The 13,311-nt window shown below is 54.8% G+C and carries 14 protein-coding genes; 9 read left to right on the top strand and 5 right to left on the bottom strand.

Features of this window, described 5'->3' with window-relative positions; all coding sequences use genetic code 11:
- The first annotated feature begins 172 nt into the window (after positions 1 to 172).
- Together murJ and Q371_RS12925 are read left to right on the top strand one after the other, a co-directional pair.
- On the top strand, positions 173 to 1,672 hold the full coding sequence (gene murJ, locus Q371_RS12930) for a murein biosynthesis integral membrane protein MurJ (RefSeq protein WP_245618330.1): 1,500 nt from the start codon (positions 173 to 175) through the stop codon (positions 1,670 to 1,672).
- 245 nt (positions 1,673 to 1,917) lie between these two features.
- On the top strand, positions 1,918 to 2,577 hold the full coding sequence (locus tag Q371_RS12925) for a response regulator transcription factor (RefSeq protein WP_051964277.1): 660 nt from the start codon (positions 1,918 to 1,920) through the stop codon (positions 2,575 to 2,577).
- Between the two features lie 82 nt (positions 2,578 to 2,659).
- On the opposite strand, the gene Q371_RS12920 is transcribed toward Q371_RS12925, so the two are convergent.
- Entirely contained in the window at positions 2,660 to 3,133 is a 474-nt protein-coding gene (locus Q371_RS12920) for a redoxin domain-containing protein (protein ID WP_034341243.1), read from the bottom strand.
- Positions 3,134 to 3,223: 90 nt separating this feature from the next.
- Between Q371_RS12920 and Q371_RS12915 the strand changes: the two genes are divergently transcribed.
- Entirely contained in the window at positions 3,224 to 3,451 is a 228-nt protein-coding gene (locus Q371_RS12915; RefSeq protein WP_034341242.1) for a hypothetical protein, read from the top strand.
- Positions 3,452 to 3,454: 3 nt separating this feature from the next.
- On the opposite strand, the gene Q371_RS12910 is transcribed toward Q371_RS12915, so the two are convergent.
- Positions 3,455 to 3,805 carry a hypothetical protein gene (locus Q371_RS12910; protein WP_034341241.1) on the bottom strand — a complete coding sequence of 117 codons (351 nt, stop codon included), beginning with the start codon at positions 3,803 to 3,805 and terminating at the stop codon, positions 3,455 to 3,457.
- 216 nt (positions 3,806 to 4,021) lie between these two features.
- Here Q371_RS12910 and Q371_RS12905 point away from each other — a divergent pair, with 216 nt between their 5' ends.
- A complete protein-coding gene (locus Q371_RS12905) occupies positions 4,022 to 4,675 on the top strand; it encodes an HAD family hydrolase (RefSeq protein WP_034341239.1) in 654 nt (217 codons plus the stop codon).
- A 264-nt stretch (positions 4,676 to 4,939) separates the two neighbouring features.
- Here Q371_RS12905 and Q371_RS12900 read toward each other — a convergent pair whose 3' ends face one another.
- Entirely contained in the window at positions 4,940 to 5,563 is a 624-nt protein-coding gene (locus tag Q371_RS12900) for a trimeric intracellular cation channel family protein (RefSeq protein ID WP_034341238.1), read from the bottom strand.
- A gap of 107 nt (positions 5,564 to 5,670) precedes the next feature.
- Here Q371_RS12900 and Q371_RS12895 point away from each other — a divergent pair, with 107 nt between their 5' ends.
- Positions 5,671 to 6,279 carry a DsbA family protein gene (locus tag Q371_RS12895; RefSeq protein ID WP_034341237.1) on the top strand — a complete coding sequence of 203 codons (609 nt, stop codon included), beginning with the start codon at positions 5,671 to 5,673 and terminating at the stop codon, positions 6,277 to 6,279.
- An 85-nt stretch (positions 6,280 to 6,364) separates the two neighbouring features.
- Here Q371_RS12895 and Q371_RS12890 read toward each other — a convergent pair whose 3' ends face one another.
- Both Q371_RS12890 and mgsA read right to left on the bottom strand, forming a co-directional pair.
- Positions 6,365 to 6,757, bottom strand: coding sequence for a hypothetical protein (locus Q371_RS12890; RefSeq protein WP_034341235.1), 393 nt, complete (start codon positions 6,755 to 6,757; stop codon positions 6,365 to 6,367).
- 479 nt (positions 6,758 to 7,236) lie between these two features.
- On the bottom strand, positions 7,237 to 7,620 hold the full coding sequence (gene mgsA, locus Q371_RS12885; protein WP_034341233.1) for a methylglyoxal synthase: 384 nt from the start codon (positions 7,618 to 7,620) through the stop codon (positions 7,237 to 7,239).
- Between the two features lie 335 nt (positions 7,621 to 7,955).
- Between mgsA and dnaX the strand changes: the two genes are divergently transcribed.
- The 4 genes from dnaX (at position 7,956) to Q371_RS12865 (ending at position 13,269) form a co-directional block, all read left to right on the top strand.
- Positions 7,956 to 9,998: a DNA polymerase III subunit gamma/tau gene (gene dnaX / locus Q371_RS12880; protein ID WP_034341230.1), complete on the top strand. Its 2,043-nt coding sequence runs from the start codon at positions 7,956 to 7,958 to the stop codon at positions 9,996 to 9,998.
- A gap of 69 nt (positions 9,999 to 10,067) precedes the next feature.
- Positions 10,068 to 11,384: a glutamate-1-semialdehyde 2,1-aminomutase gene (gene hemL / locus Q371_RS12875; RefSeq protein WP_245618329.1), complete on the top strand. Its 1,317-nt coding sequence runs from the start codon at positions 10,068 to 10,070 to the stop codon at positions 11,382 to 11,384.
- Between the two features lie 43 nt (positions 11,385 to 11,427).
- A complete protein-coding gene (locus Q371_RS12870; protein ID WP_034341227.1) occupies positions 11,428 to 11,856 on the top strand; it encodes a CoA-binding protein in 429 nt (142 codons plus the stop codon).
- Positions 11,857 to 12,039: 183 nt separating this feature from the next.
- Complete coding sequence (locus Q371_RS12865; RefSeq protein WP_034341226.1) at positions 12,040 to 13,269, top strand: PEGA domain-containing protein; 1,230 nt, start codon at positions 12,040 to 12,042, stop codon at positions 13,267 to 13,269.
- Positions 13,270 to 13,311: the final 42 nt, after the last annotated feature.

Below are 13,311 nucleotides of genomic sequence, written 5' to 3'. Positions count from 1 at the left end.
TTCGAACCCTCGGTGCAGTCACCCACACAACAGTTTTCGAGACTGTCCCAATCAACCGCTCTGGCACCTCTCCAGTGCGGTATTGAATGTATCACCTTTTCAGACGTGGGGCAAGTGTTTTTCATCCGGTGGTGGTAGGATGTTCCGCGTGACTGTTTCCAAGCCTTCTGCAATGAAAAACACCATCATTTTGATGCTGGGAACCCTGTCCAGCCGGGTGCTGGGTCTGGTGCGCCAGATGGTGATCAATCTTTTTCCTGTTTCGATTCAGGATGCTTTCAATGTGGCTTCCAAGGTGCCGAACCTGTTCCGTGAGCTGCTTGCAGAAGGGGCTCTGGTCAATTCCTTCATTCCGGTGTATCAGGGTTTGCCCGAGGCCGAGCAGAAGAAGCTGGCCAATTCTTTTTTTGGTGCCCTGATTGCCATCAACATGGTGCTGGTGGGTCTGGGCATTGTGTTTGCCCGTCCGATTGTGGATTTTCTGGTGGCCGATGGGGACAACATCAACACCGATCTGGCGGTGCAAATCACCCAACTGGTGATGCCTTTTCTGATGATGATGTCGTTTTCTGCGGTCAGCATGGGGATCCTGAGTGCCCGAGAGAATTTCAAGGCTTACAGTTATGCGCAGGTGGCCTTCAATGTGGCTTCCATTCTGGTGTTGCTGTTTGCACCTCGCACGGCTCTGTGGCTGGGTCTGGGCTGGACATTTGGTGGCTTGGTGCAGTTTCTGGTGCAGTCGTGGCCCCTGTTCAAGGCCGGGATGTTTCCGAGACCGCAACTGGGCTGGAACCCACACATCAAAGTGGTGCTTTCCAGAATGGCTCCTTTTTTGCTTTCGACCAGTGCCAGACAGTTCTTGAACCTGATCGTCACCCGTTTCATCACGGCTTTTTCTGGAGGGACCATTTCGGGATACCAGAACGCTGAGGTGATTTTCCAGCTTGCTCTGGGTCTGTTTGCGGTCTCCCCTGCCACCGCCCTTTACCCGAGGTTGGCCCGCCACTGGAACGATCAGGACACAGCCGGATTCAAAGCCCTGACCGTGCAAGGTTTGCGGGCCGTGGTGTTTTTTGCTGCCCCTGTGAGTGCTTTGCTGGTGGCTCTGGCCCCTTTTGCGGTGAGCATTTTCAATTTGAGTCTGCCAGACACCCCTGCAGAAATCCAGAAGTATCAGGCAGGTGCCCTGATTCTGGGCACCTGGGCGCTGGCCATTGTGCCGTGGGGCATGATTCAGTTCATGGCACGCACTTTCTTTGTGCGGGGCAGAACCTTGGATTCCCTTCTCATCACCTCTGGAGGCGCTTTCTTTGAAGTGGGGCTGTATGCCCTGTTGACCCGTCCAGAGGCTCTGGGCCTGAGCGGTTTCGGGATCAGCAGTTTCATTTCGGGGTTGGTGGTGCTGTCTGTGCAGCTCTGGTTGTACCGCAAACAATTGGGCTTTCCCTTGAAAGAACTGGGGGTGTTTCTGGTGCGGGTGGTTCCTGCTGCTGCAATTGCAGGTGGTCTTGCATGGTGGCTGGGCAGTTTGCTTCCGCACTCTGGGGGCATCTTGCAGGGCATGGTGGGTCTGGTGCTTGCGGGTGGGGTTGGAGGTGTGGTGTATCTTGTCCTGACCTTCCTGCTCAAAGTGAAAGAGCTGTCTTCTCTGGTCGGTCGGATCCGCCGTTGAGCTTCAGGTTCAATTCAGCCCAAAATCATGTTTACAGGTGCTTTCTCATGGTGATGTTTTGATAAGCCAATTGGCCTACTTTAAACATCTGTAAAATAAAAAATACACGTCTATTACACCAATCTTGCAATCGGGCCCTTGGACACGTCTCAGCCGCAAACCCCTGTTGTAAGATTTATGTAAATTGACTAAAGCCAGAATGAAGGTCGGGATGCTCCCTTGAGACACCAGAGGAGAAAAAGTACATGATTAAAATCCTCATCGTTGAAGATGAAGCCTCGCTGAGACAGATCCTGAAGACCTATCTGGAACGTCAGGGCTACCAGATCATCACGGCCAGCCGTGGAGATGAAGCGCTTGAGAAGTATGCCAAGAGCGACCTCGTGATTCTGGACCTGATGCTGCCTGACATGGAAGGTTACCAGGTCGTCGAAGCCATCCGCAAAACCCACCCCAACCACCCCATTTTGATGTGCAGCGCACGCACCAATCTGGATGCCCGTCTGGAAGGCTTCGAAGTGGGAGCAGACGACTTCCTCACCAAACCCTTCGAGTTGAAAGAACTGCTGGCCCGCGTGAAATCCCTGCTGCGCCGGGCAGGCAAGAGTGAAATCCTGCAACATGGCAAACTGAGCATCAATCTGGTGACCCGTGAAGTGCTGCTGGAAGAAAAACCCCTCAAACTCACCAAAACAGAGTTTGACCTGCTGGTGACCCTCGCCAGAGAACCCGGCAAAGTCTTCACCCGTGAATCCCTGATGCATCTGGTGTGGGAGAAAAACCTTGAGCCATCTTCTCGCAGTGTGGATGTTCGCATTGCCGACCTGCGCAAAAAACTGCGTGCTTACCCGGTCATTGACACCGTGTGGGGCAGCGGTTACCGCATGAAGAAAACCCTGTCCTGAACTGGACATCTTGAGCTTCATCCAACAAGAACCGCAGAGGTGTTGCCCCTGCGGTTTCTTTTTGTGAACGAATGCTGTGGAGTCAGGCTCTGGAAGCCATTTCTTGAATCTTCTTCAGCAGGTCATCGGAGTGCAAGGTGAATTCACTGGTGGCGCTTTCGATGTGGGCATCGCGCACAATACCTTTTTTGTCAATCAGGAAAACCGCACGGCCAGAGTGGCCTTTTTCTTCGATGTAAACACCGTAAGCTTTTGCCACATCGCACTTGATGTCTGCCAGCAAGGGAAGCTCAATGCCAAATTCGGCAGCCCAGGCTTTGTGGGTGTAAACGCTGTCCCGGTTGATGCCGAACACCTCGGTGTCGTGGCGGGCAAAATCGTCTCTGCGACCCGAGTACTCGGGAAGTTGCATGCTGCACACTGGACTGAAGTCCAGAGGGTAAAACACCAGAACCACATTTTTCTGTCCCTGATAACTGGACAGGGTGATCATGTCGCTGGTGGATGCTTTCAAAGTGAAGTCTGGAGCGGGTTGCCCGATCAAAGGGTGTGACATGGGTGTCCTCCTGCGAAATGCACGAACAATGTACTGTCCGAGTGTAGCATGCACCCGATTTCCAAAAGGTCAGTGCGTATACTGGTGGTCATGAGCAAGACCGACTACAACACCCTGATGAACGAGGTGATCGAGGTCACCCGCAGAACCCGCAAATTGTCACGCACCATCGGCAATGAAGCGGCTTTCAAACAAGCCGAGGAGTTCGAGCAAAGCGCAGGCAATGCCTACCGCAACCGCAATGCTGAACTGCTGGAAGCCACCTTGCTGGCCCTCAAAGAACTGGAAAAAGCCCTGCAACAGCAATTGACCAACTGAGGGTCAACTGGCCGGGGCACAACTGGCATCCGAAAGGTAGGAGTGCGGCTTCTCACCGATCTTGAAGCGTTCTCTGGCCCGCTGCATGTCGGCTTCAGCGAAGGAATCCAGCACTTCTACCCCATAACGCTGACCTTCTGCAAAAGCCAGCTTGCGGGCGGCTTGCAAGTCCTCAAAGTGTTCTTTGAGAAACAGACCCCCTGCATCCCTCTGGTACACCCCGTAAGCGTTTTCCATTCCAACAGCACAGCGCTGCACCTTGCCTTTTTCAAGGTACACAGGATGGATTTCCATGGCCTGAATCCGGGTTTGTTCAAAATAGTTTTTGATCCATGTCAGCAGTTGTTTCAACATCAGGCCACTCCTGTTCCACAGCGTCCTGAACGCACAACTTCCACAGGATGCTGGATGGTTTCAGCATAGCCAAATGGGGCTTGCGCGGATCTTATACACAATTGTTAAAATCCGTTAATTTGTTCTGTCTGACACAATAAAAACAACCCCAAGAAGTCAGAAAGTCGGCTAGACCAGCATCTGCTGGAAAACCATGCAGTGTTTACCCTGTAAAGCATGTTGAGAGCTGTTCTTTTTGATCTGGACCAAACCTTGCTGGACCGCAAACGCACTTTCAGGCATTTCATTGATGACCAGTACCAGAGAATCGCTTTGTTGCAAAACATCCCTTATGAGCAGTTTGTTGAAGATTTCACGGTGCTGGATGACAACGGTTACGGCCCAAAAGACCGTGCATATTTTCAAATGCTCAAGAAACATGGTCTGGACACCTCTCACGCCGAAACCCTTTACAAAGATTTCAGGGGCAATTATGCCCTCTGTGCCCAACCCTACCCGGACACCCACGAGGTGCTGCAAACCCTTCAAAAAGCAGGGCTTCGCATTGGCATCATCACCAATGGAGTGACAGCCACCCAGCAAACCAAAATGGAGCGCATCGGCATCCTGCCTTACACCGAAGTGGCTCTGGTCTCAGAGGCAGAGGGCATCAAAAAACCCAACCCAGAGATTTTTCATCGGGCATTGAACCGCATGGGCCTCACGGCTCAGGAGGCCATTTTTGTCGGAGACCACCCCGAGAACGATGTCCGGGCTGCACAGCATGTGGGCATGAAGGCGGTTCTGAAACTGGACGGCGACGATGTGGACACCTCGTTTGCCGACCATGTGATCTCAGACCTGAGAAGCCTGTTGCCTCTGGTGCTTTAAGCCTGAGAAAGCCCCCAGGGTCAGTGCAAAGTCCTGATTTTGGCATGTCATCGGAAAGAACGCTCAGCGGTCAGCCTTCAGCAAAAAGCTTGTCCAGAGGCTTTTGCTGTAGAGAACAGCAAAACAAAAAGATGCAAAAAGAAAGCTCCTCAGATCTTAAGCTCAAAAGGCAGCCAGAAAACTTTCCTTCTGGCTGAATGCTGATCACTGACGGCTGATGGCTCTCTTGGTTCGCATCACCCGACATCGACTTTGCGCTTGCCCTCAAGAAACCCCTGTGCTGCGAACAGGCAGTTTCAGGAATCCCCTTCTGGAGAGCCAGCGCAAGGCCACCACCACAAAAATGCCAATCAACTGACCGGCCAGCACCGGCAGCACGTCATGCAGCAGGTAAACCGTCAGGGCACCTGCTGCTGCTGCCGTGGCATAAATTTCATTGTTGCGGTACAGCACACTCGGGACGGCACCCACCAGCACATCCCGGATGATGCCTCCTCCCACCCCAGAGAGGGTGCCCACAAAGATCACACCGAGCACCCCAAAGCCCATCTGGATGCCTCCCAGTGCCCCAGAGACCGCAAAGAGGGCCAGTCCTGCCGTGTCAAAAGCACTGAGGGTGCGCTCATAACGTTCGAGCCTCGGGAACAAGAAGGCGATGATGGCACCACCAATGGCGACCCACAGGAACGTTTCATCCCGCAGGTAGATGGGAGGTGCAGTGCCTGTGAGGGCATCCCGGATGCTGCCTCCACCCACTGCGGTCACGCAACCCAGCACGATCACCCCATACAGGTCGAGTTTGCGGCGGATGGCCAGAAACGCACCCGTCAGGCTGAACACAAAGATGCCAAGCAAATTGAGGACGTAAAGGCTCTGGTCCAGGGTCATGTGTTCAGCATAGGGGAAATGCCCCTGCAAGATGTACCGGAAAGGGCCTTTTGCAATTGTGTCCTGCCTCCTGACACCTCCTGCATGCTCCCGTGTTACGGTGACCCATGATCACTGTGTTCTTTGATTTTCTCTGCCCATTTGCGTGGCGTGGCCTCGAACTGGCCGAAATGTTGCGGGTTGGCGACGGCTTGGGGTTTGAACTTTTGCACTTCAGTCTGGAACAACACAACCACCCTGAAAACGCCCAGAACCGGTTTGAACCCGTATGGTGGATTCACCAGCAACCCACCGAACAAACCAGAGGTTTGCTGGCCTTGCTGGGGTCTCTGGCTGCCAAGCAACAGGGTCCTGAGTGCCACCGTCATTTTGTGCTGGAACTGTTCCGTGCCCACCACAGAGACAAACTGCCTTTGCAGGAGGTGCAGACCCTCAAAACGGCTGCAGAACGTGCTGGACTGGACCTGCCCCGTTTTGAGTATGACCTGCAACACAACGATGCCTTGCTGCGCGAAGAACTGAAAGAAGAGATTTCCGACGCCTGCCGCGTGAAAGCCTTTGGCACACCCACTTTCGTTCTGGAGACCGGTGATGCTGCTTATTTCCGCTTTGCCCAGATGCCTGAAACCCTGGAAAAGGCCAGAGCCCTCTGGGACCTGTATGGGCAGGTGCTGAACAGCGAAGCCAGAATCGAAACCATCAAACGTCCGAGATAGACACAGGCAACCTGCCCCAAAACGTTTCCCCTCCCATGGCTTCTGGGAGGGGGCAACGGAGGTCAGATGACGTGGATTTTTGGTTTCAGCGGTGAAGCACAGGGACAGCCAAGGCTGGCATCTGGAAAACCACAGGCAGTTCGGTTTCGATTTGCTCTGGGCGGTTGACATGACCATCGGTGTAGCCACCGGGCAGGCCTTCCAGTTGGATGGGGATGCAATCCTCTGGGCGGTCCACGTAGTACCAGCTCAGGCGGCTGGCTGGGGTCAAGTGGCGGAACAGGATTTCCCGATAAAAGGCATTGACCACTTTGTGGGGTTGCAGGTGTGCAGCCCCCAGAGCTCGGGGTTCCAGTTCGTGCAGGTAAATCACCACCTGATCGTGGTCGGGGGTGCAGTACACTTCAAAATCACAAAAACCAAAGACATGGTCTGAATATTTGTACCTGAAATTGGACACTTCCTGAAGGTGTTGCATAGGGTGTGTGAACCTCCTCCGCTTGGGGCTGAAAAGGAAAACCTTGACACAAACGGTCAGATCAAAGGGACCGTTGCTGTCTGTTTCCCGAGGGTTGTTCGCTCGTTACAATCCTATTACACTCTGCCGGGAAAAGAACCCGTGATTCACCTGAGGACAAACCACGATTTTTTTGCTATGGGGATTTTGGGAAGATGACTGTCTTCAGTATGCATAAAAATGTCAGACCAATTGTCCTGCTCTTCTGAAAAAGTGCTGAAGTCTGTATAGAAAAGCGTTTAATCAAGCAAAGTTTAACTGTAGATGTGACACAAACCTCTGGAAATGGAATCATTTCCATGCATTTGCACTTGTTTTCACAAGTGCTCTGGCTTTCTGTGTGCTGTTTCAGAACCGCCACTTGCATAGAAACAACAGACAGCACATAAGTTTGCAACAAAAAGGTCCCAGGGTGTCCCGGGACCTCTGGAAAACCAAATTCAATCGTTTTTGGGAAGTTCACCCAGCCAGAGCATCAAAGCCTCGGCAGTGGCAGGGTTGGTGGCCAGAGGCACATCGTACACATCGCAGAGGCGCAAAAGGGCAGAAACATCGGGTTCGTGAGGCTGCGCAGTCAGGGGATCGCGGAAGAAAATCACCGCTTTGACCGAACCGGTGGCCAGACGTGCCCCGATCTGCTGGTCACCTCCCAGAGGCCCAGAAAGCAGGCGTTCCACATTTAAACCGGCTTTGGTTTCCATGATGCTGCCCGTGGTGCCTGTGGCAATCAAGGTGTAACGCATCAGCACTTCTTTGTGCCGCAAAGCAAACAATGCCAGATCCAGCTTCTTCTTGTCGTGGGCAATCAGGGCAACGGTTTCCATGGTTCCATTCTAGGGGGTTGCATGAGAGAAAAGGGGAAATATGTTTGAAGGACAGGATCCAGAGCCTTGTTGGATGATGTATCGACCAGTTGCCGAGGGCCGAGAGCAAAAAAAGCTTGGGCTAAGGCTTACAGGGTGCAGCACGCTTCTTGTGCAGAACAGGAGATCGGATACTGATCTCCTTGCACGTTACGCCCCTGCATTCCTTTGATCCTTTGTGCCACGAATGAATCCATGCCCTCGGCAGTCCAAAATCCTTCTGTTCACAACAAATTTCCCCCCCTCCCATACCGCCCCTGCACAACCCCACAGATTAGGGGTATCATAGGGACGCGATGGCGATTTACCAGAAAGCGAGACCCGTCACCTGGACAGAGGTGGTCGGACAGGAACACGTCCGGGATGTGCTGATGAGTGCCCTAGAGAAAGGGCGCATCGGGCATGCTTACCTGTTCAGCGGACCTCGGGGCGTGGGGAAAACCACCACGGCCCGTCTGATTGCCATGACCGTCAACTGTGAACACGAGTTCAAACCCTGCGGGGAGTGCCAGAGTTGCCGCCTGATCAAAAGTGGGGCACACCCCGATGTCGTCGAGATTGATGCTGCAAGCAACAACAGCGTCGATGACGTGCGCGACCTGCGTGAAAAAGTGGGTCTGGCCAGCATGCGTGGGGGAAAGAAAGTCTACATCCTCGACGAAGCACACATGATGTCCAGAGGGGCTTTCAATGCCCTGCTCAAAACCCTTGAGGAGCCCCCGGAGCACGTGATTTTCATTCTGGCCACCACCGAGCCAGAGAAAATCCTGCCCACCATCCTGTCGCGGTGCCAGCATTACCGCTTTCGACGTCTGAGCGAGCAGGAAATTGCTGGAAAATTGCAAAAGCTCTGCGAGCAGGAGCAGGCTTCTTACGAAATGGACGCCCTTTTGTTGATGGGCAGGCTCGCAGATGGGGCCATGCGTGACGGTGAAAGCCTGCTGGAACGCATGCTGAGCGGCGGAGAAGCCATCACCCTGCGGGCTGTGGAAATGGCTCTGGGCTTGCCCCCCGGCGAGCGCATGCTGGGTCTGGCCCGTTCGTTGCTGCTTGCAGATGCCGAAACGGTCCTCAGACTGGCTGGAGAACTGTACCGCGAGGGGTTTGCTGCCCGCACGGTGGTGGAACAAACCAAAGTTTCCCTCAGGAACCTCCTGCATGCCCAGTTGGGTCTGGCCGGAGAAAACCATGAAGCGCTGGATGTGGGTCAGGCCCTGAAACTGCTGGCCGCCCTCGATGAGCAGGACCAGAGGTTCTCCCGTCAGGCCGATTTGCTGGCCCTTGAGATGGCCCTCACCCATGCCATGCTGAGCACCGAAAATGCCTCTGCTGCATCGGGTGGGTCTGCTCAGGTGCCACCAGACCTGATGCGCCGTTTGCAGGCTCTGGAACAGGGGATTCAGCAAATCAAGCAAGGCCGTCCTGCCAGTGTTCCTGCAACCCAACAGGCCCCTGCTCAGCAAGCCCCTGTGCAAGGGGGTCAGCCCAGAGCAGCAAGCACGCCAACCACCCCCTCTGCACCTCCTGCAAATGGCACGTGGCATGATGTTCTGCGTCTGGCAGACATCAAAATGCGGGCTTTTCTGAAGCCTGCTCAGGCCAGCTTTGATGGGGGATCTCTGATCATCAGCATCTCCTCGAAGTTCCACGGGGCACAGGTGATCAGCAAGTTTGACGAACTCTCTGAACTGGTGTCCAAGGTGTTTGGAGACATCCCTTTCGAGGTGGTGACCCCAGACAGCAGTAAAAAAAAGTTGGGTAATGCTGTAGCCCCTCAGGCTTCCCCTGCTCCAGTCAGGCAACCTGAACCTCAACCTGTGGCACAGGTGCTGGAGAGCGTGACCCAGAGCCGCCTTCCAGAGCCCAGAACCTCTGAGCCTGCTCCAGGAACAACCCAGACCTCCCCTGCACCCTGGGAAGCCGCTCCTTCTGCCCCTCCTGCACAGGAAAACCGTGGAGGACCACCTCTGGGACGCACCACCCGCAAAGCCAGAGACTTCTTCGAGGATGGTCCACCCGAAAAAAAGCCTGAACCGTCTCCTCCACCTGCGGTTCCCGTGCAGGTGTCTGGTCCGCCACCCGTTCCAGTGGAACATGAGGTGCTGGATCAAGCCCCGGTTTTTGATGACATCCCCTTTCCAGACGAGGACTTTGGCTTTCAGGAACCCCAGCCCAAACCCTCCAAAAAAGGCTCTGGATTCCAGCATCCCCTGTACGACACCCTGCAACAGCTCTTTCCGCACAGGGTCCGTGAAGTGGGCGTCATGAAAACCCGGGCCCCCGAAGAAGACAGTGAACCCCCTGAAGCCGATCCCAGCCCGGAACCGGGCGAAGAATAAACCCTCCGCTACACTTTCATTCCATTCCTCAAGAGGACTTCACGCCTCTGGGGTATGTTAAGAGGAACCATGACCGAGAAGTCACGCTGGCTCTACGAAACCGCCCAAAGGGTCATTCCCGGAGGGGTCAATTCTCCCGTTCGCGCCTTCAAATCCGTTGGAGGCAGCCCCCGTTTCATTCAAAGCGCTTTTGGTGCTTACCTGATTGACGCAGACGGCAACCGCCTGATCGATTACATCGGGTCATGGGGTCCCATGATCCTCGGGCACCAGCATTCCCATGTGCTGGCCGCCATCCAATCCGCCCTCACCGAAGGGGTCAGTTTCGGGGCACCCAACGCCCGAGAAGTGGAACTGGCCATGATGGTCACCAAGTTGACCGGAACTGAAAAAGTGCGCTTTGTGAGCAGTGGCACCGAGGCCACCATGAGCGCCCTGAGGCTCGCCAGAGCCGTCACAGGCCGGGATTACATCCTGAAATTCCGGGGCAACTACCACGGTCACGCAGATGGTCTCTTGGTGGAGGCAGGCAGTGGCCTGATGACCAACGAGCAGAAACTGCAAGCCAAAAGTGCCCCTTCTTCTGCTGGGGTTCCTCAGGCGTATGCAGGTCTGACTCTGGTTGCAGATTACAACGATCCAGAGGGACTCAGGCAAATTCTGCAAAGCAAAGGCAACACCATCGCTGCGATCATTTTTGAGCCTGTGGTGGGCAATGCCGGGGTGTTGATTCCCACTGCCGATTTCATTGATGTGCTGCACAGTGCCAAAGAGCAGGGCATCCTGCTGATTGCCGACGAAGTGATGACCGGATTCCGCCTCTCCATGGGTGGGGCCACCGAGCGTCTGGGCCTCAAACCTGACATCATCACTTGGGGAAAAATCATTGGCGGAGGTCTGCCCGTCGGGGCTTACGGTGCCAGTGCCGAAATCATGGATTTCGTGAGCCCGATGGGACCTGTATATCAGGCAGGCACCCTGAGCGGAAACCCTCTGGCGATGGCCGCAGGCATCGGGACCTTGCAAACCCTGCGGGACAACCCCGGCATTTACGAGCAAATCGAAGACTACACCGAGCGTCTGGAACAGGGCTTGCTGCTGGCCGCGGCTCAGGCAGGCATCAGCGTGTGCGTGAACCGCATTGGCAGCATGCTGACCATGTTCTTCACCGAAGGACCGGTTACCACCTATCAGGATGCCGTGCGCAGCGACACCCGCCTGTTCGGGCTCTGGTTCCATGAAATGCTGAACCGGGGTGTGTACTGGGCTCCCAGCCAGTTTGAGAGCATTTTTGTGGGTGCTGCCCACAACGAGCGCACCCTTGAGCACACCATCCAAGCCGCATCCAGTGCCTTCCTCGCCCTGCAAGCCCAGACCCAAGGGTAAACTTTCCCACCACAAAAGGTGGCAGAAATGCATAAGGTGGATCATGCCTGAACTGACCCAGATCAAAGACATTGTGGATGTTTTGCAGCACAGCAAAGTGGTGGCCGTGGTGGGTTTTCATCCCGACACCACCAGGCCAGCACACTATGTCCCAGAGTACCTGTACCGACGGGGCTACAAGATCATTCCGGTCAATGCCACGCTGGCAGGGCGTCAAACGTCTTTTTTCGGGCACAAGGTGTGCACCACCCTCGCTGAAATCACCGAACCTGTAGACATCGTGGAAGTGTTCCGCCGTTCCGACAAGGTGATGGAGCATCTTCAGGACATCCTCGACATGCACCACAAACCCAAAACCGTGTGGTTGCAACTCGGGATCCGCAACGATGAATTTGCCCAGAAGCTCATCGAGAACGGCATTCAGGTGATTCAGGACCGTTGCATGCTGGCAGACCACCGCCAGTACCTGTGAGCTTTTTCTGCCTTTAGCCTTTCTTTAAGGTGAAACCCTGATCCTCGCTTCTGTCACGTCCCAGAGCGAGGATTTTTGTCATGATGCCCAGAGTGTAAGATTTACCAAAATTAAGATTTGCTTGGCGAAGGCTCATCCTCAAAAAGGGCTTCGCACGATACCGTAGGTGTCAGGAGGTACAAGATGAAACGAGCTCTTTTGGCAATTGCAAGCGGTCTGATCCTCGGTCAGGCCATGGCTGCACCACAGATCAGCCCCCAGAGAATCATTGTCAACCCTGTTGAAACCGATCTCAAAGTGAATGTGTGGGTGGACAAAGCCCCCAACAACTCCGAAGCCACCCCCGATTACGTCCCCGGCGAGAACATCAAGATCTACACCAAAACCAATCAGGACGCTTACGTGTACCTGTTCAACGTGGACCCTGAAGGCAAAGTCGACCTGATCCTGCCCAACAAATACGCAGGTGGCGAAAACTTCCTGAAGGCCAACACCACCAAAGTGTTCCCCGGTCCCAACGACGGCTTTGAGTTCGAAATCGCTGCTCCTTATGGCGTGAACAAAGTGCTGGCTCTGGCGTCCAAGACCGCTCTGGACCTGAACAGCCTGGCCCGTTTTGAATCCCAGCAGGGCTTCGCCACCGTGAGCGCCAGCAACCAGAACCAACTGGCCCAGAAGCTCTCCATCATCGTGAAACCCATTCCTCAGGACAAGTGGATCAGTGCAACCGCGTACTACAACGTGGCCCGTCCCGGCAGCAATCAGGTTCAGGAAACCGGTGACCTGCAAATTGAATCCAACGTCAGAGGGGCCACCGTGTACGTGGATGGCCGTCAGGTCGGCAACACCCCCACCACCATCACCAACCTGACCCCCGGCAGCCACACCGTGCGCGTGACCGCTCCCGGTTACACCGAATACAGTGGCACCGTGACCATCCGCTCCAACCAGCGCACCAGTCTGGATGTCAGCCTGCGCCGTGAACTGCGTTCTGGCAACGTCTCTGTGAACACCAACGTTCCTGCAGACGTGTACCTGAACGACCGTCTGTACGGACGTTCCGACATCACCCTGCGTGATATCCCCGAGGGCACCTACACCCTGCGTCTGGTGGCCAACGGTTACACCACCTACACCAGCAACATCACCGTGCGTGACGGTCAGACCACCGCTGTGAACGTGACCCTGCAATCCCTGCGTTACAGCCTGCGCGTGACCAGCAACGTCAATGGCGCTCTGGTGTTCGTGAACGGCAAACAGGCCGGAACCATTCAGAATGGTGTGGCCACCTTCACCCTTGCCCCCGACAACTACGAAGTGGTGGTCATTGCTCCCGGTTACTACGTGAAATCCGCACGTGTGAACCTCGGTGGCAACAGCAACATCGATCTGGACCTGAACCGCATCCAGTAAGGCAAGAGCAACCATCTCAAACAGAAACAGGAGCTTTTCGCT

This window comes from Deinococcus misasensis DSM 22328 (genome assembly GCF_000745915.1).
Taxonomy (GTDB): Bacteria; Deinococcota; Deinococci; order Deinococcales; family Deinococcaceae; genus Deinococcus_C; species Deinococcus_C misasensis.
This window is presented reverse-complemented; position numbering and strand designations above follow the sequence as displayed.

Coding starts and splice junctions, on each gene's coding strand:
- murJ (WP_245618330.1), top strand. CDS start 173: ATGAAAAACACCATCATTTTGATGCTGGGAACCCTGTCCAGCCGGGTG.
- Q371_RS12925 (WP_051964277.1), top strand. CDS start 1,918: ATGATTAAAATCCTCATCGTTGAAGATGAAGCCTCGCTGAGACAGATC.
- Q371_RS12920 (WP_034341243.1), bottom strand. CDS start 3,133: ATGTCACACCCTTTGATCGGGCAACCCGCTCCAGACTTCACTTTGAAA.
- Q371_RS12915 (WP_034341242.1), top strand. CDS start 3,224: ATGAGCAAGACCGACTACAACACCCTGATGAACGAGGTGATCGAGGTC.
- Q371_RS12910 (WP_034341241.1), bottom strand. CDS start 3,805: ATGTTGAAACAACTGCTGACATGGATCAAAAACTATTTTGAACAAACC.
- Q371_RS12905 (WP_034341239.1), top strand. CDS start 4,022: ATGTTGAGAGCTGTTCTTTTTGATCTGGACCAAACCTTGCTGGACCGC.
- Q371_RS12900 (WP_034341238.1), bottom strand. CDS start 5,563: ATGACCCTGGACCAGAGCCTTTACGTCCTCAATTTGCTTGGCATCTTT.
- Q371_RS12895 (WP_034341237.1), top strand. CDS start 5,671: ATGATCACTGTGTTCTTTGATTTTCTCTGCCCATTTGCGTGGCGTGGC.
- Q371_RS12890 (WP_034341235.1), bottom strand. CDS start 6,757: ATGCAACACCTTCAGGAAGTGTCCAATTTCAGGTACAAATATTCAGAC.
- mgsA (WP_034341233.1), bottom strand. CDS start 7,620: ATGGAAACCGTTGCCCTGATTGCCCACGACAAGAAGAAGCTGGATCTG.
- dnaX (WP_034341230.1), top strand. CDS start 7,956: ATGGCGATTTACCAGAAAGCGAGACCCGTCACCTGGACAGAGGTGGTC.
- hemL (WP_245618329.1), top strand. CDS start 10,068: ATGACCGAGAAGTCACGCTGGCTCTACGAAACCGCCCAAAGGGTCATT.
- Q371_RS12870 (WP_034341227.1), top strand. CDS start 11,428: ATGCCTGAACTGACCCAGATCAAAGACATTGTGGATGTTTTGCAGCAC.
- Q371_RS12865 (WP_034341226.1), top strand. CDS start 12,040: ATGAAACGAGCTCTTTTGGCAATTGCAAGCGGTCTGATCCTCGGTCAG.